The organism is Rhizobium sp. P2_G2 (genome assembly GCF_056403555.1).
Window position 1 is genome coordinate 55,864 of record NZ_JBFUFF010000001.1, and the last position, 23,190, is coordinate 79,053.

The window sequence follows — 23,190 nt, forward strand, 5'->3', positions numbered from 1 at the left end:
GAGGGACCGATGGCATCGGTGGACCAGAGCTTTCGCGGCGCAATCAGGCGGCTTGAAGCCGGAGGTGACCTGCATCGGGTCGAGCGCAGCGTTGATCCCCGTTTTGAGCTCGGCGCAGTGCTGGCGCTGCGAGACAGGCAGCCGCCGCAGCTTTTCACGGATGTGAAGGGGCATGACATGCCCGTCATCGGCAATATCATGAATTCTCGCGAGCGTGTCGCGCGGCTCCTGGGCGTCGAAAAACCGCGTCTGCATGAGGTTATTCTCCAAGCGCTGGGAAAGCCGATCCAGCCCGTACTCATCGATGCTGCGCCGGTGCAGGAGGTCGTGCACGAGGGCGAAATCGATCTCAGCCGCATACTGCCGGTGCCGGTCTGGTTTGAGCACGAAACCGGTCCTTATATCACTGCAGGTGTAATCGTCGCCAGGGATCCCGAGACGGGCCGCAGGAATGTGTCGATCGCCCGGCTGCGGCTCGAGGGCGGCAATCGCGTCATGGTCGGCATTGCCAAGAACCACCATCTCAACCTGCTGGCGGAAAAGGCGCGCAAGCTTGGGCAAAGGCTGCCCATCGCCGTCGCCATCGGCAATCATCCCGCCGTCCTTCTCGGCTCGCAGATGTATCTCGGCCTTGGCGACGACGAATATGACATTGTCGGCGGGCTGTTGGGCGAGCCGCTGGAACTGGTCCGCTGCCGGACCGTGCCGCTCGACGTTCCCGCCGGCGCTGAAATCATCCTTGAAGGCCATATCGATAATGCCGACCTGATCGAGGAAGGTGATGTGTCGGAATTCCACGGCTTCTACGTCCGCTATGGACCGGGCACGGGCGGCGCAATCACCTGCGTCACGCATCGCAGCGATGCCATCTATCAGGCGATCCTGCCAGGCTATGCCGCCGAACACTGCCTGCTGGGCGCGCTCGCGATCGAAGCTGTGACCTGCCAGGCGTTGCAGCGCGTGATCCCCGCCGTGCGCCGGGTGCTGGTCACAGACGGAGGCATGGGGCGCCTCCACGCCATTATCAGCATGCACCGGCCGCGGCTCGGCGAGGGCAAGCGCGCCGTCATCCTCGCCATGGGCCAGATCAATCTCTTCAAACTGGTGACGGTGGTGGAGGATGATATCGATCCCGAGGATCCGACCCAGGTCGAGTGGTCGCTCGCCTCGCGCTTCCGCGGGCACGAGGATATGGTGGTGCTGCCGGGCATGAAGGCCGACCGCTGCGATCCGGTGCATGAAAACCTGACCATTACCAAGATCGGCCTCATTGCCTGCACTCGGCCTGGCGATGGCGAACGAAGCTCGCTTTCCGAATTCGCCCAGGCGCCGAAGGATATCCTGTCTTCGGTCCGCGCCCGCCTGGCGGAATATTGACCATGGCGGCCCCAAAGCGCATTATCGTTGGCGTCACCGGCGCATCCGGCTTCGAATATGCGGTCTGCCTGCTCAGAATGCTGCGTGCCGTCGAGATTGAGACCCATCTTGTCGTCTCGCGTGCGGCGATCACCGCGATGGCGCATGAAACCGACATGACCTTCGGCGAGATGAAGGCGCTGGCGGACCATTGTCATGACAACCGGGATATCGCCGCGCCCATCGCCAGCGGCAGCTTCCGCACCATGGGTATGATCGTCGCCCCTTGTTCCGCCAAGAGCCTCGCCGAGATCGCCTTGGGTACCGGCGGCACGCTGGTTGCGCGGGCAGCCGACGTCGTGCTCAAGGAGCGTCGTCGTCTGGTCATGCTGTTCCGCGAAACGCCGCTGCATCTCGGACATTGCCACAACATGCTGCGTCTGACCGAAATGGGCGGCATCGTCATGCCGCCCGTGCCGGCCTTCTACCCGAAGCCGAAGACGATCGAGGAAATGGTGTCCTACACGGCTGCCCGCGCCCTCGATCTTTTCGACATCGAGATCGAGATCGAGGGGCGCTGGAAGGATGATGGACAGCAGCGGTGATATGTTGATCAGGTCCCAGGCGTTGCCGGAGCCTTCACTTCCGTTCTCCCGTCCGTGGAGAAGAGCTTTTGTTTTGTCGCAGGCTCTTGTCGACAAGCCGCGGGACACTCTTCCGGAGCATGCTTAGAAAATCTTCCGTGAGCTCGTCGTCAGGAAGTCCACGAAGGTCCGAACCTTGGCTGAGAGATATTTCCGGCTTGGATAGACGGCATACAGAGTGGTGGTGAAGCCGACAGCATCAGGCAGCACCATCTCCAGGCGCCCGGCCTGGATGTCCTGCTCTGCCATCCATTTCGGCAGGAAGACCAGGCCCATCCCCGCCAGAGCCGCCAGATGCAGCATTGTCTCGTTTTCACTGAGCATGACGGTTCGGAACGTGACCTTATGCTTGCCGTCCGGCCCTTCCAAGGACATGGTGTCGCCGACGTTAAACCCACTGAAGCGCAGCATTGCGTGCCCATCGAGCTCGGCTATTTTCTGGGGTCTGCCGGTTCGCTCCAGGTAATCCGGCGAAGCCATCAAGCGGAATTCTATCTTCATGAAGGGACGGGCAACCAGTCCGGGATCGAGCCTGTCGGGACTGGTCGCGCGCAGAGCGAGGTCGAAACCCTCGTCCACAAGGTTTACGATACGGCCGCTGAGGTCCATGTCCAGGCAGACGTCGGGATAGCGCCGGTTATAGTCCGCCAGCAGCGCAACAAAGCAGCCGCTGGCCGTCCAGACCGGTGCGCTCAGCTTGAGCACGCCCCTTGGCGCCAGAGTGGTATTGCTGATCGCCGCCTCGACCTCGTCAAGACCTTCCAGCGTCTGTCTCGTCTGATTGAAATAGAGCGCACCGGACTCGGTCAGGCTGACGCGGCGGCTCGTTCGATTGAGCAGCCGGGTGCCGAGCCGGTCCTCCAGCTGCATGACGTGCTTGCTTGCCATTGCCGGCGAAACGCCGAGGCGCTCGGCGGCGGCGGTGAAGCTTTTCAGTTCGGCGACGGTGCAGAACACCCGCAGGCTCGTCAGTGTATCCATCGATCATCAACATCGGAGAAATGGTTCTTCAATAAAGACCACATTGATCAATGTCTGGGAAAAAATCAAACTGTTCCGCAAGTCAGCACCAAACATGCTCGCTTCCCGACGGTGCCGCCAGTCGCGGCGTTCGCGAGCAAATTTCGAAGGACAGGGCCAATGACAGATCTTCGGCTTCCAACCTATTTCATCAGCCATGGCGGTGGCCCCTGGCCTTATATGACGGGCGAGTTCCGCCGCAATTACGACGTGCTGGAAAAATCGCTGGTCGACATGCGTGCCGAACTCCGCGACAAGCCGAAGGCAATTCTCGTCGTGTCGGGCCATTGGGAAGAGCGGGGCTTCACCATTTCATCGGGCGCCAAGCCTGGAATGGTCTACGATTATTACGGCTTTCCGGACTACCTCTATCACATCGCCTACAATGCGCCCGGTTCGCCGGAGCTTGCGCAGCGCGTGCAGCAACTGCTTCGCGCCGAGGGCATCGAAGCAGCGCTCGATCCGACGCGCGGCTTCGATCACGGCACGTTCAGCATCATGAAGCCGCTCTATCCCGAAGAGGATATTCCCGTCGTCCAGCTATCACTGGATGCGGGCTATGACCCGGAGCAGCATCTCAAGGTCGGCCGGGCGCTCGCGCCTCTGCGCGACGAAGGCGTGCTGATCATCGGCAGCGGTCTGAGCTATCACAATCTGCCGGCCATGCGCGGCACCAGCGGACACGAACCTTCGCGCCGCTTTGATGCCTGGCTGCAGGAAACGCTGGTTCATTCGCCGTCCGACAAGCGCACCGAACGGCTCGTCGCCTGGGAGCAGGCGCCCGCCGCCCGTGCAGCACATCCGCAGGAAGACCATCTCATTCCGCTGATGGTCGTGGTCGGCGCTGCCGAGGACGAACCTGGTACCACCACCTATCATCAAAAAGACTTCGCTGGCGGGCTCACCGCATCGAGCTTCCGTTTCGGTCTGGCACCCTCGGCGATCTCATCAAACGGAGACCCGAAATGACCAGCGAAACTTTCAAGCCTACCGTCTATCTCAAGGAAAACTGCCCCTTCTCTTTCAAGGTGCGCCTGTTTCTGCTGGAATCGGGATTGGCTTCGGAGGTCGAAAGCCGCGACTTCACGCCCGGCAGCGCGCAGGAAGATGCAATCCGCGCAGAACTTCAGCCGCATCTCGACAAGGTGAGCTTTCCCTCCGCTCAGCTTGAGCCAGGGCGCTATGTCACCGAATCCGACGACATTGTTGCGTTTCTCGCCAGCAAAGCGGGCCGGGATTCGAAGACCATGCCTGTCTATCGAAACTATGTCGACGGCGCTTTCGCCATGGCGATGAAGCTCTGGAAAGAAAACCAGGAACTCAAACAGGCCGCCTCCGCCGCCTGACCACTTATCCCATATATCGGAGAAATCTATGCTCGATACATCCATCTGGACGCCGCGCGTCCTTGCAGTCCTGCGCATTATCACCGCCCTGCTGTTCCTGGAACATGCAACGATGAAGTTCCTGCAGTTCCCGGCCGCGATTCCGGGCGTGCCCTATCCGCTGCCGACCATCATGCTGGTTGCCGGTGCGATCGAAGTCGTCACGTCGCTGATGATGCTCGCCGGATTTTATACCCGTGTCGCTGCCTTCATCGCGTCTGGCGAAATGGCGGCCGCTTATTTCATGGCGCATGCATCGCAGGGCTTCTGGCCGGCGCTGAATTTCGGTGAACCGGCAATCCTGTTCTGCTTCATCTTCCTTTATCTCTCGCTTGCCGGTGGTGGCGCCTGGACGCTCGATAACACACGCCGCACCGCGGCAGCGTAGGCGCCAAATATCCGCAGATCCTTTGGTTCAGTTGCCAATCATCCGCCCCGATCGGGGCGGATGGGCATCAAAAAGTCTGGAGACATGCAATGAAAGCCGCACTTCTCAAAGCCTATGGTGATGTCGATCAGTTCGAAATCGGCGATATTCCGACGCCGGTGCCCGGACCCGGCGAAGTCCTGATCAAGCTTGAGGCATCCGCCGTCAATCCATTCGATCTCATTCTCCGCCAAGGCTATATGGCCCAGTTCATACCGCTGCCGCTGCCGGCCGTCTTGGGCGGCGATGGCGCCGGCATCATTTCGCTCCTCGGCGAGGGCGTAACCGGTTTTAAGGTGGGTGACCGGGTTGTCGCCGATTTCCCGCCGAACGGCAAAGGCGCTCACGCCGAATTCGGCGTGGTCCCGGCCACATCGGTCGCCAAGCTGCCCGAAATTCTGAGCTTCGAGCAGGGGGCGGGCCTGGTCAAGGCAGGGCTGACAGGTCGGCAAACGGTCGACGCTCTCGGTGTCAAGGCCGGTGATCGTGTGCTGATCTCCGGCGGGCTCGGTTCCGTGGGCCGTGCAGCCATCCAGTATCTCAAGCAGATCGGCGCCAAACCGGTGGCGGGCGTTCGGCCCGAACGGCTGGACGAAGCGCGCACGCTTGCCGGTGAAGCGCTGGATATCACGGTGCCGGCAGCCAGCCCCGACTTCGATTACGCGATCAGCGCTGCGAATGCGGTGGCGGGCAATCTCATCGGGCATGTCCGGGACGGCGGCAAGATCGCCAGCATCGTTCAAGTTCCCGAGGGCGCGAATGCCGGCAACCGCGTGACGATCCAGGAACTCTACCATCGCACCGACGCCGCCACGCTGGACGCTGTGCTGAGGGATGCCGCTCAGGGAGAGCTGGTCATTCCGATTTCCAGCACCTTCGCCTTGTCGGAGATCGGCAAGGCGCAGAACGCGCTTGCTGCGGGCGCCCAGGGTAAGGTCGTGCTGAAGCACTGACAACAGGGCTCCGGCTCGCGCATATCACAGCACAAGCCCACTCTGTACGGCTTGTGCTGTTGCGTTTCAGCTTGTCGATGTGGTGGACATCGCGCGGTCACGTGGTTGATCGCTGGATTTGCCGTCTCGAAGTGACGATCCCGATTGCGTCGGCGGACTTCATGCGCCATTTGCTCATCCGGAGGACTTTTCCGGCGGAGACCATGCGTGGCGGACATAGAGGAACGTGAACATTGGATCGAGAGCTCGGGTGGAAGGCTCTTTGCCAAATCATGGACGCCGTGCGATCTGACGTCGACATGCCCCTTGATCCTGCTTCATGATTCACTCGGCTCGGTCGCCCTCTGGAGGGATTTCCCAAAACGTCTTGCGGATACTGTCGGTCGTCGCGTTATTGCCTATGATCGGCTTGGATTTGGCCGGTCTGATGTTCGCTCTGACACGCTGAAGAAGGATTTCATTCGAGCCGAGGCCGAGCAGTCACTACCGCTTGTCTGCAAAGCCCTGTCGGTGTCGGACTTTGTCGTTTGCGGTCACAGCGTCGGCGGCGGCATGGCCGTGGAGATCGGGGCGGCGTTTCCGGAGCGGTGCCAGGGCGTTATCACGATCGCGGCCCAGGCCTTCGTCGACGAGCGAATATGCGATGGCATCAGGATCGCCCGGCAGGAATTCGCCACCGGCGACAACATGGCGCGCCTGGCCCGATACCATGGCGACAAGGCCGAATGGGTTCTGAGGGCCTGGATCGAAACCTGGCTGGCTCCGAGTTTTGCCGACTGGACTTTGGATCCTGCGCTGCAAAAGCTTCAATGCCCGCTCTTCGCTCTGCATGGGGAGCGAGACGAATATGGTTCGGTCGCTCATGCTCTGAGGATTGCCGAGCGAGGGCGGGGGAGTTGTGAAATCCTGCCGAATGTCGGGCACACCCCTCATCGAGAATGCCCGGATCTGCTTGCTGAGGAAATACAAAACTGGCTCTCGCAATTGGGCTAGCAGAGCTTCCAGTCGCGACTAAAACTGGAAGCGATAGGCGAAGTTGCCCGGGGAATTGGGTTTCGCTGTGGTGGGTCTTGCAAAAATGCATGATCCCATGTCGGATTGATCGGGCTCCGAGCGTCCTGGGTTCGTCCATACCATCAACAACTGGGATTATGACCATGCCAAGCACCATACGCCTGCACCGTGTCCTGACTGCCAGCCCTGAAAAGGTCTATCGCGCCTTCACCGAGGCCGATGCGCTCGCCAAGTGGCTGCCACCCAACGGCTTTACCTGCACCGTGCATCATCTGGAAGCTGTCGTCGGCGGCACGCACAGAATGTCGTTCCGCAATTTCACCACCGGCGACAGTCATTCTTTCGGCGGCAACTATCTCGAGTTGGTTCCCGGCGAGCGCCTGCGCTACACCGACACATTCGATGACGCCAACCTCCCGGGTGAAATGGAGGTCACGATCACCCTCACCAAGGTTTCCTGCTGCACCGAACTCAACATCGTCCAGGCCGGCGTGCCGGACGTCATACCGGCGGAGAGCTGCTATCTCGGCTGGCAGGAGTCGCTCCGGAACTTGGCGAAGCTTGTCGAGCCTGAGATCAATCAATAGTCCTCCACCTTGGAGGCGAGCGTGGCGAGACCGGGCAAGACTGAGAGCGCCACGCCTGAATCTGAGATTGGTTACTTTATTATCCGGCCGCTAATCTCGGCTCTGCAGCCAGCTGACGATGTGGGTTGCGAAGGGTCGTTCCACATGCACCCGGAGCCGCCCGGCAGCCCTCCAATAGACGAAGGCTTGCGTGCCGGCGAACATCGTCGCTGCGCTGGGACCGCCGTTGCGCGGATCGATCTGCACGGCTTCGCTGATCACGTCATCGAGATCGTCTCCCGAAAGCTCGAAGGCGTGATACATCGCCGAGACATCGGTCATGGCGTAGCCCCGAGGATGCCACCCGGCGGCAACCAGTTCACTATCGGGATTCACCGCGAGAATGCGGTCGCGCGCTACGCGGAGAATCACGCGCTCATCCGTTGCCATGCCGAATGCGCCGATGCTCTCGCCGAAGGGATCGAGGTTGCCGGAGACGAGATATTGCCGCAGGCCCAAAACGGTGGTCAGAGCAAGGCCGGGTGAGAACTCAACCGAATGATTCCAGTCCGGCGTCCGAGGCCAATGTTGGGAGAGATCAAGCATTGAGGCGCGCTCCTTCCGGATCGAAGGCACAGGGTTGGACAATCTTCGCCTTGCGGATCTCACCCATGTGCCGGATGTCGATCACCTCGCCATGACGGCTGATGCCGCGTTCGATCAGGCCCAGTGCGATCGGTCGCTTGAGATTGGGGCTGGCGTAACTGGAGGTCACGTAGCCGATCGAACGGTGCTTGCCATCGTCAAGCTCCACGCCATGCGCGCCGGCGACCAGCATCGGTCCGCCATCCGCGACCTCAAGGCCAACAAACTGCTGCCTGTTTTGTCGCTGGGCTTCGTCCATCATCAGCGAACGCCTGCCGAGGAATTCCACCTTCTTGTTCTTGAGCGGGCCGTCGAGGCCGAGATCGGCTGGGCGGGTCAATCCGTCCGTGTCCTTGCCGACGATCACATAACCCTTCTCCGCCCTGAGCAGCAGAAGCGCTTCGGATCCGAGCAATGAGGCGTTGAAGTCGCGGCCCACAGTCCTGAGATGCCGCCACAGGCCTTCCGCCTTGTCCGACCGGATGGAGATTTCATAGGAGCGGTCACCGGTGAAGCTGACGCGGGCAACGCGGACGGGCTCGTCGCGGAACGATCCATGCGCGATCGACATATGCGGCAGCGTGGCATCGTCCAGCGGAATCCCGAGATCCGCTGATGATACCAAGTCCCGAGATTTTGGGCCGGCGACGGTCAGCGTTGCGTAATTCGTCGTCGCATTGTGGACAAAAACCTTGGTGCGGTCGAACCGATCCTGCCGCCAGTCTTCCAGCATCGAATAGACGCCGGCGACATGCGAGGACGAGCACGACACGACGAAATGATCGTCCGCCAGCCGCACCAGCACGCCGTCGTCGTAGACGACGCCGCTTTCGGTGAGGATGAAGCAATAGCGGCATTTGCCCGGCTTCAAGGTCGACACGGTGTTGTAGAAAATGAAATCAAGGAATTCGGCCGCCTGCGGTCCGATAACCTCGATCTTGCCGAGTGTCGAGCCGTCGAACAGAGCGACGGACTGCCGTGCCTCCAGCGCTTCGCGGGCCATCTCCTCGTCGACGTTGCCTTTGCCGTAAAAGGCCGGGCGCAACCAGCCGCCATATTCCTGGAAGGTCGCACCGTCATCCCGATGCACGTTCTCCAAAGGCAGGCGTCGTATGGGATTGAAGAGAATCCCTGAGCGCCGGCCGGCAAAGCTCGCGATCGGAACCGGCGTAAAGGGCGGACGATAGGTGGTCGTGCCGACTTCGGGGATCGACCGGCCCGTGATCGTCGCCATCAACGCCAGGCCGTTGAGGTTCGACGTCTTGCCCTGGTCTGTCGCCATGCCGAGCGTGGTGTAGCGCTTGAGATGTTCGACCGAGGTGAAGTTTTCGCGCGCCGCGAGTTCGACATCCTTGGCGGTGACGTCGTTCTGATAGTCGATCCAGACGCGGCCCTTCTGGCCGGGTGTCGGCCAGGCGGCGGAGATGGTGTAGCGGTCAGTGGCTTCCTTGGTGCTCCTATGAATCTCTGGCAGTAGCAGTTTTCCGTTGGCGGCGCCGACAACCTCTATACCTTCGACTGCGGCACCTGGCACGAAAGTCTGCAGGCGTTCATTCCAATGGAGCTTGCCTTTGGCCTGGCTGTAGAGATGCACCGTAGGCGTCCAGCCGCCGGAGACAAGCAGGCTGTCACAGGGCACGCTGGTACCGTCATCGAGCACGACCCCTGTAATTTCTGACTTACCGATAGCCTCGACAACACGGCGCCCGGAAATCACTCTGAGGTTCTGCCAGACATCTAAGTCCATCTGCGGCGGATCTTGAGAAAGGTCGACTTCAGTCACGTTCGCACCCGCTTCTGCGAGGGCAAAAGCGATCTCCAAAGTTGAAGAATTGTTGGTAGCGATGACGATGTTTTTCCCCGCGACCACGCCATAACGCTTGAGATAGGCCAAGCCGGCATCCGCCGACATGATGCCCGGCAGGTCATTGTTGGCGAAAGGAAGCGGCCGCTCAATCGCGCCGGTCGCCAGCACGATGCGCTTTGCCCGCACCCGCCAGAGCGTATCGCGCGTGCCGTCGCTGTGCCGCTGGTTGAGGCCGACCATCAGGTGGTCGTAGATGCCGAATGCCGTCGTGCCGGTAAGAACCGTCGCTCCGGTTTCGCGAATGCGCGCGACAGTCTGTTCGACCCAGTCGATCGCCGGCAAGCCGTTTATCTTCGCATCGTGGTCACGATGCCTGAGCGCGCCGCCGGCCTGCCAATGCTCGTCGACGACGATGACCGTTTCGCCATTGAGAGCAGCGGCCAGCGCCGTCGAAAGCCCCGCCGGACCCATGCCGACCACGAGCACGTCGACATGCGCGTTGCGTTGCGCCGCACGTTTCGGCGACGTCCATTTCTCGTCCAGCCGGCCGAGCCCCGCCATCTCGCGGATGCGGTGTTCGTAGCGGCTCCAGTCGGGGAACATGAAGGTCTTGTAGTAGAAGGCGGCCGGAATGAAGCGCGAGAAGCGGTCGAAATAGGCGAAGCGGTCGCTGCGGGCGCTTGGATCATTGTTGGCGCTGCGCACCTTCAAGCCATCGACCAGATCGACGACGGTCGCGCGACTGTTGGCCGAGCCGGAGACCGGACCGGAAATATCGATCAGCGCGTTCGGCTCCTCGGAGCCAAAACCCCAGAGGCCGCGCGGACGATGATATTTGAAGCTGCGGCCGACGAGCTTGATATTGTTGGCAAGCAGCGCCGAGGCGACCGTGTCGCCGGCAAAGCCTTGCACCACTTGGCCATCGAAGGTGAAGGTGAGCGGTCTCGAACGGTCGATGTTGCCGCCGGTCGGGAGGCGATAGGCGGTCATGGAGTGCCTCCGGTTTTAGCAATGTTAGTTCTCAAAAAGCGGAGGTACCGTTGTTGAGGCTTTTCACCCCTCACCAACTTCGGCCAAGGGTTCACTGCGTTCACCCGGCCTTCGTATCCTCTCCCGCAAGGGGCGAGGAAAAGCCTGTGGCACCGCCTTGCCCTAAGCGAGGCCGGCGATCGTGGCACCCTGCCTCTCCCCTTGCGGGAGAGGATAGCAAGTCCGCGCGAGACGAAGTCGAGGGCCTGGATGCGCTTGGTGAGGGGTGAATGCTCGTGAACGACTGACAAGCTACTAGCCTGCATCAAACCCCTCCCTCCGGCAGCAGCGCCATGGATGAAGCAACCTTGTGAGTCACGGTGTCGCGCGTCATGGCAAAGACTTCCATGCAGGTCAGGTGCTTCCAGACTTCCTTCGTCTCGCCCTTGGGATTGTTATGGGCGAAGAGATAGCCGGACCAGGTCTCGGCGCTCACGTCCGTGAAACCCTCGGGGCGGAGGTTGCCGAGGTCGCCGGCGAAGTGGAATTCGGTCTCGGGCCGCAAGCCGCAGAAGGGGCAGGGGAATTGTTGCATCTCTTGCTCCTCAGTGCGGAATGCCGGAGCCGGCGGCTTCATCGATCAGCCGGCCGGTGCGGAAGCGGTCGAGGTCGAACGCCTTCGACAGGTCATGGTGTTTGCCGGTGGCCAGCAGATGTGCCAGCATCACGCCGCCCGCCGGGATGGCCTTGAAGCCGCCCGTGCCCCAGCCGCAGCTCAGATAGAGCCCCTTGAGCGGGCTTTCGCCGAAGATCGGCGAGGAATCCGGCGTCACGTCGCAGACGCCGCCCCATTGGCGCATCAGCTTCAATTGGCCGAGCGACGGGAACATTTCCAAGAGGCCCGAGAGGACGACCTCCAATTGCGGAAGGTTGCCGCGTTGGGCATAGGACGGCGTGCGATCGATGCCGCCGCCGATGACAAACTCGCCCTTGGCCGACTGGTTGACATAGGTGCCTGTGGCAGGCGCCAGCACCGTGCAACCGAGAGCGGGCTTGACCGGCTCGGAGACGCAGGCCTGTAACGTGTAGGAAATGATCGGCAGGCGGAAGCCGGCCTTGGCCGCCATCTGCGACGTGTGGCCTGCGACCGCAAGGCCGACGCGGTCGGAGCGGATCTGGCCTTTCGAAGTCACCACGCCTTTGCAGCGGCCATTGTCGATGATGAAGTCAAGGACTTCGCAATTCTGGATGATGTCGACGCCCAGGCGATCGGCGCCGCGCGCGTAGCCCCAGGCAATGGCGTCGTGGCGGGCGGAGCCCGCGCGACCCTGCCAGACGCCACCCCATACCTGGAAGCGGGCACTGGGCGAGAGGTCGTAGAGCGGCACCAGCTTCTTGATTTCATCCACCCCGACCAGTGACGCATCGGTGCCGTTGATCTGCATGGCATTGACCAGGCGGGCGGCGATTTCCATCTCGCCCTTGGAATGCACCATGGTCAACACGCCGTGCTGCGAGAACATGATGTTGTAATTCAGTTCCTTCGACAGACCCTCGTAGAGCTTCATCGAATATTCGTAGAGTTCGGCGCTCTCGGGATAAAAGTAGTTCGACCGGATCGTGGTGGTGTTGCGGCCAGTATTGCCGCCGCCGAGCCAGCCTTTTTCGATGATGGCGATGTTGGTGATGCCGTGCATCTTGGCGAGATAATAGGCGGTCGCCAGGCCGTGCCCGCCGCCGCCAATGATGATCGCATCATAGGAGGATTTAGGCTCCGGCGAGCGCCAGGCCTTTTCCCAGCCCTTTTGTTTGTTGAGGCCTTCCTTGAGAAGGGAGAAGGCGGAGTAATGGCGGGTCATCCTATGCCCTCAACACCTTGCCCAGGGGATCATAGGGCGACGGCTCGATGATGCGGCAGCCACGTTCGTCACCGACGATATGCGTCTTGAGCTCCATGCCCGGCACAGCAAATTCGCGGTCGACCAGCGCCATGGCGATCGACTTGCCGATCGTATAGCCATAGCCGCCCGAGGTGACGTAGCCGACCAGCTTGCCGTCCTTCCAGATCGGTTCGTAGCCGGAGGCATCGGCGTCGACAGCGTCGACCTCGATCGTCACCTGCAATTGCTTGGCCGACTGCGTTTCCTTTTCCGCCACGGCCGCCTGCTTGCCGATGAAATCGGGCTTGTCGAAATCGATGAAGCGATCGAACAGCGTCATCTGCGGCGTATAGCCTTGCGTGAATTCGCGGTTCCAGATGCCGTAGCTCTTTTCGAGGCGCATGGAGAGCGAAGCGCCGAAGCCGACATCCCTGAGGCCGAGATCAGCACCGGCCTTCATCAGCGTCTCGCGCACGGTGCGGTGATAAGCGGCCGGGATGTTGATCTCATAGCCCATCTCGCCGGTCACCGACATGCGGCCGACCTTGGCACGCACCAGGCCGATATCGACCTCCTTGCAGGCAAGAAACTTGAAATTGGCGTTGGAGATATCGTCTTCCGTCGCCCGCTGCAGCACGTCGCGCGAGCGCGGACCGCAGAGCGAGAAGCCGACCCAGGCGTCAGAGAGGTCGGTGACCGATACGCCTTCCATCGCGAACTTCTCGAACCAGCGCATATGCCATTCGCGCAGATAGTAGGAGCCCATGATCCACCAGGTGCCGTCACCCCAGTTGAAGATGGTGAGGTCGCCCTTGAGCTTGCCGTTCGGCGCCAGCATCGGCGCGAGCACAGAGCGGCCGGGCTTCGGCAGCTTGCAGGCAAAGACGCGATCGAGCCATTCGAACGCCTTCGGACCTTTCACTTCATAGCGGGAATAGCCCGAGATATCGATAAGCCCCGCCTTCTCGCGGGTGTGCAGCACTTCGCGGCCGACGATATCGAAGGCGGTCGAGCGGCGCAGCGTGTGGTTCTCGACATAGTCCTTCGGCGCATAATAGAGCGGCACTTCCAGACCCCAGGAGACGCCCCAGCGGGCGCCGGCCTCGGTCATCTGATCGTAGGAAGGTGAAACCTTCAGCGGCCGCCCGGCCGGGAGCTGCTGGTTCGGATAGGTCATCACGAACCGGCGCGAATAGAACTGGCCGGTGGTCTCCTTGATATATTGCCGGTTGGCGGTGTGGGCGCCGTAGCGGGCGATGTCCATGCCGAAAATGTCGTCTTCCGGCTCGCCGTGGATCATCCATTCGGCCAAGGCCTTGCCGACGCCGCCGCCCTGCATGAAGCCGGCCATGACGCCGCAGGCGACCCAGTAGTTCGGCACGCCACGCACCGGACCGACCAGAGGATTGCCATCCGGCGTGAAGGTAAACGCGCCGTTGACCCAGCGACGGATGCCGGCGGTTTCGAGCACCGGATAGCGCTCGTAGGATAGCGTCAGCTCATGCTCGATGCGTTCCGGGTCTTCCTGGATCAGGTCGAAGCCGTAATCCCAGGGCGCGCCGTCCATGTTCCAGTGGCGATGCTCGAGCTCGTAGATGCCGAGCAGGATGCCCTTCTGCTCCTGGCGCAGATAGGAGAAGCCATCGAGGTCAACCATGGTCGGCAGCTCGCGCTTGAGTGCGCCGACTTCCGGGATCGCTTCAGTGACGAAATACATGTGTTCGAGCGGTGAAACCGGCAGTTCCAGTCCAGCCATGCGGCCGACCTGCTTGGCCCAGAGGCCGCCGGCATTGACGACATGCTCGGCATTGACGGTGCCCTGCTCGGTGACCACATCCCAGGACTGATCCGGCCGCTGCTTGAGATCGATGACCCGGTTCTTCTCGACGACTTGTGCGCCGCGCATGCGGGCGGCCTTGGCATAGGCGTGAACGACGGCGGAAGGATCGATATGGCCCTCGCGCTCGGCATAGAGGCCGCCGATGATACCGTCCGGCTTGACGATCGGGCAGCGCTCGAGGATTTCGTCCAGCTCGATTAGACGCACGTCATCGATGCCGGTCGACTGGAAGACACGATAAGAGGCTTTCAGCGCGTCCCAGCGGTCGGGATTGCAGGCATAGGAAATGCCGCCGGTCGTGTGCATGCCGATATTGACGCCCGATTCCTTCTCGACCTCGGTGAGCAGGTCGATCGTATAGGCGTGCAGTGTCGCGACGTTCGGGTTGGAGTTCAGCGCATGGAAGCCGCCGGCCGCATGCCAGCTTGAGCCGGAGGTCAGCACGTTGCGCTCAATCAGCAGCGTGTCGTTCCAGCCGAATTTGGCAAGATGATAAAGCGTCGCCGCTCCGACCACACCGCCACCAATGACCACGACCTTATAATGACTTTTCATCAGAAACCCCTGCATCCCTTTCGCGGGCTATTTGTATAGACATAATCCGTTTGGCGCCAGCGCAAATCGCGACATTTCAGTACATCAAATGTGCGAAAAATGGATCGTCGGCAAGCTGCGGCGCGGCAAAGTCGGAGCGGTCCGTGTCGTCCCTAGCTTTCGGCCTCGGCACCGCCTGCGGCAGTCCCGTGCGCGATATATTCCTCCAGGACGGCGTCGATCTCGTCGGCACGCTCTATCGGCTTGTGGTCGGCGACCGTTCGCTTCCAGATTTCGTTGGCGCGTCGCGTCGCGTCCTTGGCGCCGGCCTCGGCCCAGTTGCCGAAATTCGAGAGGTCGGCGACCAGGGGCTGGTAGAACGCGGTTCTGTAGCGGTCCATGGTGTGCTGGGTGGAGAAGAAGTGGCCTCCCGGCTGGACATCCGCGATTGCGTCATATCCGATCTCGTCGATGCTTCCCGAGGTGGGCACGAAGAGTTCGGCGAATGTCTGCAGGGCCTCCAGGTCGGTTATCAGCTTCTCGTAGGACACGGACAGGCCGCCTTCAAGCCAGCCGGCCGCGTGGATGCAGATGGTCGCTCCGGCAAGCACCGAGCCCCAGAGTGCGAACTGCGTTTCATGCGCCGCCTGGCTGTCGTTTGTATTCGAAGCCGAACCCGCTCCGGAGCGCCACGGCAGGCCGACATGCCGGGCAAGCTGGCCGGCTCCGAGCGTTGCCTTGACATGTTCCGGGGTGCCGAAGGCCGGCGCGCCGGACTTCATATCGACATTGGACGAAAAGCTTCCATAGACGACAGGCGCGCCCTTGCTGACGATTTGCGCGAGCGTAATGCCCGCGAGCGCCTCGGCATGCTGAAGCGCCAATGCGCCTGCGACGCTGATCGGCGCCATCGCGCCCGCTAGGCAGAAAGGCGTGATGATCGAGATCTGCCCAGATCGCGCGAAGTCGATAATGCCCCTTGCCATCGGGATGTCGAGCTGCCGCGGGGAATTGGTATTGATGACGGTGTAGCTGTGGGGTGTGGCCATGAACGCGGCGTCGTCGACGCCGCGCGCCAGCTTCAACATCTCGAACGATTGCTCCACCTGCCGCGTTCCGCGCGCATAGACGAACGGAAACTTGTCCGATTTCGTCAGCTGGACACGGGCGACAGCGTAATGCCTGAAACGGACGTCGACGTCCTGGGCTTCGACATAGGGACCTTGGGCATGCAGCACATCGAAACTCTGGACGATCTTCGTCAGATTTTCGAAATCGGCCAATGTGCCTGCGCGCCGTCCCCTGTCGATGTCGGTGACATTGGGCGCTCCGCAACCGGCAAGAAACATCATCGTGCCAAGCTCGAAAATTTGATCTCTTTCCGGCGCGCCAGCCTTGGCCTGGAAGCTCTTCGGGGCCGCGGCGAGGGCGCTTTCGACAATGTCGCGCCCGATGCGAACCATCTGCGTGCTCTCGTCGACGAGTGCGCCGGCGGCCGCATAGCGAGCACGGGCGTCCGGCAGGAGCACCTTGATGCCCAGGTTCTCGATCACCCTGAGCGCGGTCTCATGGATATTGGCGATCTCGTCGTCCGAGAAGATTGTTTGAGGAGCAAAGGTGTTCCTCAGCCTATTGTAGTTCGTATGACGCTCCGCGGACGATGAGCTGGAAGCCCCTCTCCGTCTGTCTCTCCTCGCAGTCCTGGCGCTGTCGTCCATCGGAGCCTCCTCTTATTGACTTGACGCCTGCTTAACATTTTCTGTACAATGATGTCTATAGAAAATTTCGCTGCTGGCGGCTGGGAGGCGTCCATGATTCCGGCCGCAGTCAGCGTTCGGTGGGAACCGCGTTGCAAAACGATCTGCGATACGGGACATTGGTCCGGCGGACGAATCCGGCAAAACACGAGCGACAAGAGACCAGCATGGTGACACCGGTGGTACCGACGACGAAGCAGGCCAATGAGGAGGTCGATGAAAACGCGGCTGGCGGTAAATCAACCAAGGCGGATTGGCTGAGCCTCGCCATAGAGGCGCTGGTGAACGAGGGAATCGACCAGGTCAAGGTGCAGGTCATGGCAAAGAAGCTCGGTGTTTCCCGGTCGAGTTTCTATTGGTTCTTCGACAGTATCCAGGACCTGCAGGACCAGCTTCTGTCCCATTGGCTTGAGCGCAATACGGGTCCGATCATCGAGCGAACCATGCGGCCCGCTGCCACGGTCACGAAGGCGATCTGCAACGTCTTCGAATGCTGGGTTGACCCCAAGCTTTTCGATCCCAACCTGGACATCGCGGTGAGGTTCTGGGGCCGCCGTGACCCCAAGGTTCGTTCCATCGTTGGGCAGGCAGACGACCAGCGCGTGGAAGCCTTGTCCAAGATGTTCAAGCGCTATGGATACGAAGACGAGGATGCCTTCATCCGCGCGCGAATCCTGTATTTCACCCAGATCGGTCACTATACGCTCGAAGTGCAGGAAACGCAGGCAATCCGCCTTACGCATGTCAGGTCCTACCTGCGCGGTTTCTCAGGCGTGGAGCCCGAGGCCGAAGAGATCGAAAGACTTGAGAAGTTCGTGCATCTTTACGGCAAATGAGGTCGGCAGCCGACTGGCTGCCGTGTCGTCGCAGTCAAAAATCGCCCGATTTCTATACACTTCTGTCTATTTATCCGTGCGCAATGCAGCCAGCTGCGGCAGCTCGATCGAGTGACGGACGGCTGCTTTCGTCATTCGCCGGCAAATGCCTGTGCGAGCGGATGGGCGGGATCGCAAAGACCTTCTATGACATCGAAATGATGACGCCCGGGATCGGCGACAAGCCGGGCATTCTGGCCCTTCCGACCCCAGGCTTCGACGAGCAGTGCCGATTGCCTGAGAAATTCGGGGCGCTCGCGGGCGCCGACCCAGGCAATCACTTCGGAAATGGGCCTTGGGGTTCTGAGGGCGGCGCTTTCGGCAACGGCTTCCTCCGCGTCGAGACCGAGCTGCTCGTTCATCGAATGCAGCTGCAGCGGACGAAGATCATGCAGTCCGCTGATGCTCACGACGCGTTCCACCCGGTTCGCGATTGAGCTTGGCAAAGGGCTGTCGTCGCAGATCATGCGGCTGACCAGATGTCCACCGGCGGAATGCCCCGCCAAGCGAACCGGCCCGTCGACGAGCTCGGCGGCGCGTGTCACCGCCGTGCCGACGGCACGCGTCATCTGGTGTATCCTCGCGCCTGGCGCAAGCGGATAGCTCGGCATGGCGACAGCCCAGCCCAGTGCGAGCGCGCCGCCCGCCAGATGCGACCAGCTCGATTTGTCGAAATCCAGCCAGTAGCCCCCGTGCACGAACACGGCCAGGCCTCTGGGGACACTGGCAGGGCGAAAGAGATCGAAACGCTCACGCGGGCCATCGCCATATGCAATGTCCAGTTCGCACGAGGCCTGCTTTCGAAAAGTGTCAGCCAGTGCAGTCCACCTTTCCGGAAACGCCATGCCGCCCGCGATATAGGCGGCGTTGGCAAAAGCGTCTTCCCAGTCGATTCCGTGGATTTCCGTCATCTCGTCACTCCAATCCGAGGGCAAGTCGTGATGCGTCGGCATCACGCCGTTGGCAAGAGGGCTGTGCCGTGGCGCGAAGCTGATTTCCCGCAAGCAAAGCATCAGGCTCCTCCATCCGCCAGATAGTTTAAACCTATAAATTTCAAACCTACATATTTCAAGCTTGAAATAGTTTCGACGCTCGAATATTATCGGCCGCAGATCAACCGCTACGCCTTCGGTCCGCGTGCGCCCATGTTTTCGCGCGTGCCGCCATGAGCGAGCGATGAGCCTTGGAAACCGGGCGCATGATCCGCGCCTTTGTTCCGATGGAGGAAAGCCATGAAAGCCCGACCGCAGATCGAACACAGTTCGATACCCCTCTCCAAGAAGAGGCTGAAGCTGTGGCTACGGCTGCTGAAGGCGACCCGCTATGTCGAGGACGAACTTCGGAGGCGCTTGCGTAACGATGTTTCTTCGACGCTGCCCAGATTCGACGTGATGTCGGCGCTTGCGCGGTCGCCGCAAGGCCTCAGGATGAACGAAATCTCGAAAATGCTGCGCGTCTCCAACGGCAATGTCACCGGCATCGTCGACAAGCTCGCGGAAGAGGGCCTGGTGCTGCGCGTCACGCCGCCCAATGACCGGCGGGCGCTGATCGTCCGCCTGACGACCAAGGGCCAGGAGGAGTTCGTCCGCAACGCCGCGGCGCACGAGGCCTGGATAGACGAGATTTTTGCCCGCCTGAACGAGGACGACGTCGATGGCATGATCCTGCGGCTCGACCATCTGACCGACAAGCTCGAGGAGCGTGAGGAAGCCTTAGGCGCGACCGAGGACTGATCGGCGGCAGCGCATGAGGCGAGGTGTTCAAGGTTTGCGACCACCGCCATAGGCGGGTCGGTTCAATTTAAGAGGAGGGTAATGGGATGCTAAAACCATCGGCGCACGAGGATATCTTTGCCCGGGAAAACCTGCCGCCGCCGGAGAGCTGGCCGGATCTTCTGCTGGACGGCTACGATTATCCCGACAGGCTCAATGTGGGCGTCGAACTGACCGACGCCATGGTCGCACGCGGTTTTGGCGACCACACCGCCTTGATCGGGCAAGGTCGCCGGCGCACCTACAAGGAATTGGCGGACTGGACCAACCGCCTGGCGAATGCTCTGGTCGAGGATTTCGGCGTCAGGCCCGGCAACAGGGTGATGATCCGCTCGGCAAACAATCCGGCCATGGTCGCCTGCTGGCTCGCAGCGACCAAGGCCGGCGCCGTCGTCGTCAACACGATGCCGATGCTGCGTGCGGGCGAACTGGCCAAATATGTCGACAAGGCTGAGATCAGCCATGCGCTCTGCGACACCCGCCTGCTCGATGAACTGCAAATCTGCGCCAAGACCAGCGCCTACCTGAAGACGGTGGTCGGTTTCGACGGCACCTGGAACCACGACGCCGAACTCGACCGACTGGCCCTGGAAAAACCCGTCACCTTCCACGCCGTGCCGACATCGCAGGACGACGTCGCGCTGATCGGCTTCACCTCGGGTTCCACCGGCGACCCGAAAGCCACCATGCATTTCCATCGGGACCTGCTCATCATTGCCGACGGATATGCGCGAGAAGTGCTTGGTGTCACTTCCGATGACGTGTTTGTCGGTTCGCCGCCGCTGGCATTCACCTTCGGCCTGGGCGGCCTGGCTGTGTTTCCGCTGCGTTTCGGCGCTGCGGCGACCCTTCTCGAAACCGCTTCGCCGCCGAACATGGTCGATATCATCCAGAAGTATCGCGCCACGGTGTGCGTCACCGCCCCGACCGCCTATCGGGCAATGATGCGCGCGATGGACGGCGGCGCGGACCTCTCCTCCCTGCGAGCTGCGGTCTCGGCCGGCGAAACGCTTCCGGGTCCGATTTATGACGAATGGATGGCCAAGACCGGAAAGCCGATGCTCGACGGCATCGGCTCGACCGAATTGCTCCACATCTTCATCACCAACCGGTTCGACGACCATAAGCCCGCATGCACCGGCAAGCCCGTAGGCGGATACGAGGTGAAGGTCCTCGGCGCCGATGGCGAGGAAGCGCCTGCCGGCACGCCCGGCCGCCTCGCCGTGCGCGGCCCGACCGGCTGCCGGTATCTGCGGGGAGAAAGGCAGGGCGAATATGTCCAGAATGGTTGGAACATCACCGGCGACACATTCATCCGCGACGAGCAGGGATATTTCCATTTCGCCGCCCGCAACGACGACATGATCATCTCGGCGGGCTACAATATCGCAGGACCGGAAGTCGAGGCGGCGTTGCTGTCGCACAGGAGCGTCGCGGAATGCGCCGTGACCGGTGCGCCAGACGAGGAGCGCGGTCATATCGTCAAGGCGCATGTCGTGTTGAAGCCCGGCCTCGCGCCCGGCCCGGAGCTCGCCAAGGATATTCAGGACCACGTCAAGGCGACGATCGCGCCCTACAAATATCCCCGAGCGCTGGTTTTCGTCGACGCGCTGCCCAAGACGGAAACAGGGAAAATTCAGCGCTTCAAGCTCAGGAGCAACTGATGTCCAACCAACCCTATAATCCCGCCGCCGAAGGGGCGAAGATGAAATTCGCCGACGCTATGTCCTATGGCGACTATCTGCATCTCGATGGCATTCTCAGCCAGCAGCATCCGCTGAGCACTGCGCATGACGAACTGCTGTTCATCATCCAGCATCAAACCAGCGAACTCTGGATGAAGCTTGCCATCCATGAACTCAGCGGCGCACGCAAGGCCCTCAAGGCTGGCGAGATTCCGGCGATGTTCAAGATGCTGGCGCGGGTTTCGAGAATATTCGAGCAGTTGAACAGCGCGTGGGACGTGCTCAGAACCATGACGCCGGCGGATTATACGAAATTCCGCGAGGCACTCGGTCCATCGTCCGGCTTCCAGTCCTACCAGTACCGGATGATCGAATACGTGCTCGGAAACCGCAATCCCAACATGCTGGGACCGCACCAGCATGTGCCCGAGGTCCACAAGGCACTGTCCGAAGAACTGGATCGGCCGAGTTTTTACGACGAAGTCATCGCCCATCTCTACCGGGAACTCGAAGGTTCGGACAAGGGTGCGCCGCCGCCGCAACTGCGCTCGCCGCATGCGCCTGTCGCCGAGGTGCAGGCCCGCTGGAAGATCGTCTACGAGAATGTCGAGCGCTATTGGCCCCTCTACGAACTGGCAGAAAAACTTGTTGATCTCGAGGATTATTTCCGTCGCTGGCGGTTCAATCATGTGACCACGGTGGAACGGATCATCGGCTTCAAACGAGGAACCGGTGGCACCGCGGGCGTTCAATATCTGCAGAAAATGTTGAGCGTCGAACTATTTCCCGAACTTTGGCGACTGCGTGGAGAGCTATGAGCGTGAGCAAGAACCAACTTCCGAAGAAAGAGCTTTTCGAACTGCCGGAAGGCGTGATTTATCTCGACGGCAATTCCCTCGGGCCGTTGCCGAACGGCGCGGTCGATCGTGCCAGCAAGACGATAACGCAGGAATGGGGCGCCCAGCTGATCCGGGCGTGGAATTCCGCCGGATGGATATCGCTGCCGCAGCGCGTCGGCGACAGGATCGGCCGGTTGATCGGAGCGCCCGCAGGCACGGTCGCCACTGGCGACACGCTGTCCATCAAGGTCTACCAGGCACTGGCGGCGGCGCTGAAAATGCGGCTGGATAGAAAAGTCATCCTGTCGGACAACGGAAACTTTCCGTCCGACCTCTACATGGTCCAGGGATTGATTGACACAATCGGCGGAGGCTACCAGCTCCGGACGCCAGCGCCGGAAGATGTCGCCGACGCGATCGACGAGACGGTCGCCGTGGTCCTCCTCACCCAGGTCGATTACCGTTCCGGTCGGGTTCACGACATGGCGGAAATTACACGCAAGGCGCATCAAGCTGGCGCCGTGATGATCTGGGACCTGGCGCACAGCGCCGGCGCTTTGCCGGTCGACATGCAGGGCTCCAACGCCGAGTTCGCCGTCGGCTGCACCTATAAGTATCTGAATGGTGGTCCTGGTGCTCCGGCTTTCATCTATGTGCGACCCGACGTTATTTCCGACGTCCGGCCCGCCCTCGCTGGCTGGATGGGGCATGAAGCGCCGTTCGCGATGGAACTCGGCTATCGTCCGGCAATGTCGACGGAACGGCTCCGGGTCGGCACGCCGCCGATCATCCAGCTTTCCGTACTCGATGTTGCGCTGGATGTCTGGGAGGGTGTCGACATGCGAGACATCCGCGATGCGTCGATCGAGCTCTCCGAGCTCTTCATCGCCGAGGTGGAGGCGCGATGCCCGCAATTGACGCTCGCTTCGCCGCGCGACCCTGAGCGGCGGGGCTCCCAAGTGTCGTTTTCGTTCGACAATGGCTACGCGGCAATGCAGGCGCTCATCGATCGCGGCGTCATCGGCGATTTCCGTGCGCCCGATATCATGAGATTCGGCTTCACCCCGCTTTATCTCGACAAGGACGATGTCCGGAAAGCCGCGGCCATCGTGGAGGACGTCATCTCCAGCGGGATATGGCGTGCGCCGAAATACAATGTCAGGTCCAGAGTGACCTGAGCCGGCAATGGCGCGTGCCGGTCGAGGCGCTTGGCTCTGACAAG

General features: G+C 61.2%; 21 protein-coding genes. 13 read left to right on the forward strand and 8 right to left on the reverse strand.

Going from position 1 to position 23,190, the window contains the following annotated elements; all coding sequences use genetic code 11:
* The first annotated feature begins 9 nt into the window (after nt 1-9).
* Nucleotides 10-1,377 carry a UbiD family decarboxylase gene (locus AC1D06_RS00250; RefSeq protein WP_477984116.1) on the forward strand — a complete coding sequence of 456 codons (1,368 nt, stop codon included), beginning with the start codon at nt 10-12 and terminating at the stop codon, nt 1,375-1,377.
* 2 nt (nt 1,378-1,379) lie between these two features.
* A complete protein-coding gene (locus AC1D06_RS00255; RefSeq protein WP_477984118.1) occupies nt 1,380-1,961 on the forward strand; it encodes a UbiX family flavin prenyltransferase in 582 nt (193 codons plus the stop codon).
* Between the two features lie 123 nt (nt 1,962-2,084).
* Here AC1D06_RS00255 and AC1D06_RS00260 read toward each other — a convergent pair whose 3' ends face one another.
* Entirely contained in the window at nt 2,085-2,981 is an 897-nt protein-coding gene (locus tag AC1D06_RS00260) for a LysR family transcriptional regulator (RefSeq protein ID WP_477875241.1), read from the reverse strand.
* A 159-nt stretch (nt 2,982-3,140) separates the two neighbouring features.
* On the opposite strand from AC1D06_RS00260, the gene AC1D06_RS00265 reads away from it, so the two are divergent.
* The 6 genes from AC1D06_RS00265 (at nt 3,141) to AC1D06_RS00290 (ending at nt 7,386) form a co-directional block, all read left to right on the forward strand.
* Entirely contained in the window at nt 3,141-3,989 is an 849-nt protein-coding gene (locus AC1D06_RS00265) for a DODA-type extradiol aromatic ring-opening family dioxygenase (protein WP_477875243.1), read from the forward strand.
* Complete coding sequence (locus tag AC1D06_RS00270) at nt 3,986-4,366, forward strand: glutathione S-transferase N-terminal domain-containing protein (protein ID WP_477875245.1); 381 nt, start codon at nt 3,986-3,988, stop codon at nt 4,364-4,366. Before AC1D06_RS00265 ends, AC1D06_RS00270 begins: the two co-directional genes overlap by 4 nt.
* A gap of 28 nt (nt 4,367-4,394) precedes the next feature.
* On the forward strand, nt 4,395-4,793 hold the full coding sequence (locus tag AC1D06_RS00275; protein WP_477875247.1) for a DoxX family protein: 399 nt from the start codon (nt 4,395-4,397) through the stop codon (nt 4,791-4,793).
* Nucleotides 4,794-4,882: 89 nt separating this feature from the next.
* Nucleotides 4,883-5,785, forward strand: coding sequence for an NADP-dependent oxidoreductase (locus AC1D06_RS00280; RefSeq protein ID WP_477875249.1), 903 nt, complete (start codon nt 4,883-4,885; stop codon nt 5,783-5,785).
* Nucleotides 5,786-5,992: 207 nt separating this feature from the next.
* A complete protein-coding gene (locus tag AC1D06_RS00285; protein WP_477984120.1) occupies nt 5,993-6,778 on the forward strand; it encodes an alpha/beta fold hydrolase in 786 nt (261 codons plus the stop codon).
* 164 nt (nt 6,779-6,942) lie between these two features.
* Nucleotides 6,943-7,386 carry an SRPBCC family protein gene (locus AC1D06_RS00290; protein WP_477984122.1) on the forward strand — a complete coding sequence of 148 codons (444 nt, stop codon included), beginning with the start codon at nt 6,943-6,945 and terminating at the stop codon, nt 7,384-7,386.
* A 90-nt stretch (nt 7,387-7,476) separates the two neighbouring features.
* Here AC1D06_RS00290 and AC1D06_RS00295 read toward each other — a convergent pair whose 3' ends face one another.
* The 6 genes from AC1D06_RS00295 to AC1D06_RS00320 form a co-directional block, all read right to left on the reverse strand.
* On the reverse strand, nt 7,477-7,971 hold the full coding sequence (locus AC1D06_RS00295) for a hypothetical protein (RefSeq protein WP_477984124.1): 495 nt from the start codon (nt 7,969-7,971) through the stop codon (nt 7,477-7,479).
* The gene (locus tag AC1D06_RS00300; protein WP_477984126.1) at nt 7,964-10,807 is read right to left on the reverse strand and encodes a sarcosine oxidase subunit alpha family protein; all 2,844 of its coding nucleotides are present in this window, start codon (nt 10,805-10,807) and stop codon (nt 7,964-7,966) included. The genes AC1D06_RS00295 and AC1D06_RS00300 overlap by 8 nt, the downstream gene beginning before the upstream one ends.
* 304 nt (nt 10,808-11,111) lie before the next feature.
* A complete protein-coding gene (locus AC1D06_RS00305) occupies nt 11,112-11,381 on the reverse strand; it encodes a sarcosine oxidase subunit delta (RefSeq protein WP_477984128.1) in 270 nt (89 codons plus the stop codon).
* Between the two features lie 10 nt (nt 11,382-11,391).
* Entirely contained in the window at nt 11,392-12,645 is a 1,254-nt protein-coding gene (locus AC1D06_RS00310) for a sarcosine oxidase subunit beta family protein (protein ID WP_477984130.1), read from the reverse strand.
* Between the two features lies 1 nt (nt 12,646).
* Nucleotides 12,647-15,061, reverse strand: coding sequence for a GcvT family protein (locus tag AC1D06_RS00315; RefSeq protein ID WP_477984132.1), 2,415 nt, complete (start codon nt 15,059-15,061; stop codon nt 12,647-12,649).
* A gap of 152 nt (nt 15,062-15,213) precedes the next feature.
* A complete protein-coding gene (locus AC1D06_RS00320; protein ID WP_477984134.1) occupies nt 15,214-16,758 on the reverse strand; it encodes a trimethylamine methyltransferase family protein in 1,545 nt (514 codons plus the stop codon).
* A 206-nt stretch (nt 16,759-16,964) separates the two neighbouring features.
* Here AC1D06_RS00320 and AC1D06_RS00325 point away from each other — a divergent pair, with 206 nt between their 5' ends.
* Nucleotides 16,965-17,633 carry a TetR/AcrR family transcriptional regulator gene (locus tag AC1D06_RS00325; RefSeq protein WP_477875267.1) on the forward strand — a complete coding sequence of 223 codons (669 nt, stop codon included), beginning with the start codon at nt 16,965-16,967 and terminating at the stop codon, nt 17,631-17,633.
* Between the two features lie 131 nt (nt 17,634-17,764).
* On the opposite strand, the gene AC1D06_RS00330 is transcribed toward AC1D06_RS00325, so the two are convergent.
* A complete protein-coding gene (locus AC1D06_RS00330) occupies nt 17,765-18,583 on the reverse strand; it encodes an alpha/beta hydrolase (protein WP_477875269.1) in 819 nt (272 codons plus the stop codon).
* A 321-nt stretch (nt 18,584-18,904) separates the two neighbouring features.
* Here AC1D06_RS00330 and AC1D06_RS00335 point away from each other — a divergent pair, with 321 nt between their 5' ends.
* From AC1D06_RS00335 to kynU, 4 genes are all read left to right on the forward strand, one after another.
* Nucleotides 18,905-19,405, forward strand: coding sequence for a MarR family winged helix-turn-helix transcriptional regulator (locus tag AC1D06_RS00335; RefSeq protein WP_477875271.1), 501 nt, complete (start codon nt 18,905-18,907; stop codon nt 19,403-19,405).
* Nucleotides 19,406-19,491: 86 nt separating this feature from the next.
* Nucleotides 19,492-21,108, forward strand: coding sequence for an AMP-binding protein (locus AC1D06_RS00340; protein WP_477984136.1), 1,617 nt, complete (start codon nt 19,492-19,494; stop codon nt 21,106-21,108).
* Nucleotides 21,108-21,947 carry a tryptophan 2,3-dioxygenase gene (locus AC1D06_RS00345; protein WP_477875275.1) on the forward strand — a complete coding sequence of 280 codons (840 nt, stop codon included), beginning with the start codon at nt 21,108-21,110 and terminating at the stop codon, nt 21,945-21,947. The genes AC1D06_RS00340 and AC1D06_RS00345 overlap by 1 nt, the downstream gene beginning before the upstream one ends.
* Entirely contained in the window at nt 21,944-23,146 is a 1,203-nt protein-coding gene (gene kynU, locus AC1D06_RS00350; RefSeq protein WP_477875277.1) for a kynureninase, read from the forward strand. The genes AC1D06_RS00345 and kynU overlap by 4 nt, the downstream gene beginning before the upstream one ends.
* The last annotated feature ends 44 nt before the right edge of the window (nt 23,147-23,190 follow it).

Coding starts and splice junctions, on each gene's coding strand:
- AC1D06_RS00250 (WP_477984116.1), top strand. CDS start 10: ATGGCATCGGTGGACCAGAGCTTTCGCGGCGCAATCAGGCGGCTTGAA.
- AC1D06_RS00255 (WP_477984118.1), top strand. CDS start 1,380: ATGGCGGCCCCAAAGCGCATTATCGTTGGCGTCACCGGCGCATCCGGC.
- AC1D06_RS00260 (WP_477875241.1), bottom strand. CDS start 2,981: ATGGATACACTGACGAGCCTGCGGGTGTTCTGCACCGTCGCCGAACTG.
- AC1D06_RS00265 (WP_477875243.1), top strand. CDS start 3,141: ATGACAGATCTTCGGCTTCCAACCTATTTCATCAGCCATGGCGGTGGC.
- AC1D06_RS00270 (WP_477875245.1), top strand. CDS start 3,986: ATGACCAGCGAAACTTTCAAGCCTACCGTCTATCTCAAGGAAAACTGC.
- AC1D06_RS00275 (WP_477875247.1), top strand. CDS start 4,395: ATGCTCGATACATCCATCTGGACGCCGCGCGTCCTTGCAGTCCTGCGC.
- AC1D06_RS00280 (WP_477875249.1), top strand. CDS start 4,883: ATGAAAGCCGCACTTCTCAAAGCCTATGGTGATGTCGATCAGTTCGAA.
- AC1D06_RS00290 (WP_477984122.1), top strand. CDS start 6,943: ATGCCAAGCACCATACGCCTGCACCGTGTCCTGACTGCCAGCCCTGAA.
- AC1D06_RS00295 (WP_477984124.1), bottom strand. CDS start 7,971: ATGCTTGATCTCTCCCAACATTGGCCTCGGACGCCGGACTGGAATCAT.
- AC1D06_RS00300 (WP_477984126.1), bottom strand. CDS start 10,807: ATGACCGCCTATCGCCTCCCGACCGGCGGCAACATCGACCGTTCGAGA.
- AC1D06_RS00305 (WP_477984128.1), bottom strand. CDS start 11,381: ATGCAACAATTCCCCTGCCCCTTCTGCGGCTTGCGGCCCGAGACCGAA.
- AC1D06_RS00310 (WP_477984130.1), bottom strand. CDS start 12,645: ATGACCCGCCATTACTCCGCCTTCTCCCTTCTCAAGGAAGGCCTCAAC.
- AC1D06_RS00315 (WP_477984132.1), bottom strand. CDS start 15,061: ATGAAAAGTCATTATAAGGTCGTGGTCATTGGTGGCGGTGTGGTCGGA.
- AC1D06_RS00320 (WP_477984134.1), bottom strand. CDS start 16,758: ATGGACGACAGCGCCAGGACTGCGAGGAGAGACAGACGGAGAGGGGCT.
- AC1D06_RS00325 (WP_477875267.1), top strand. CDS start 16,965: ATGGTGACACCGGTGGTACCGACGACGAAGCAGGCCAATGAGGAGGTC.
- AC1D06_RS00330 (WP_477875269.1), bottom strand. CDS start 18,583: ATGACGGAAATCCACGGAATCGACTGGGAAGACGCTTTTGCCAACGCC.
- AC1D06_RS00335 (WP_477875271.1), top strand. CDS start 18,905: ATGAAAGCCCGACCGCAGATCGAACACAGTTCGATACCCCTCTCCAAG.
- AC1D06_RS00340 (WP_477984136.1), top strand. CDS start 19,492: ATGCTAAAACCATCGGCGCACGAGGATATCTTTGCCCGGGAAAACCTG.
- AC1D06_RS00345 (WP_477875275.1), top strand. CDS start 21,108: ATGTCCAACCAACCCTATAATCCCGCCGCCGAAGGGGCGAAGATGAAA.
- kynU (WP_477875277.1), top strand. CDS start 21,944: ATGAGCGTGAGCAAGAACCAACTTCCGAAGAAAGAGCTTTTCGAACTG.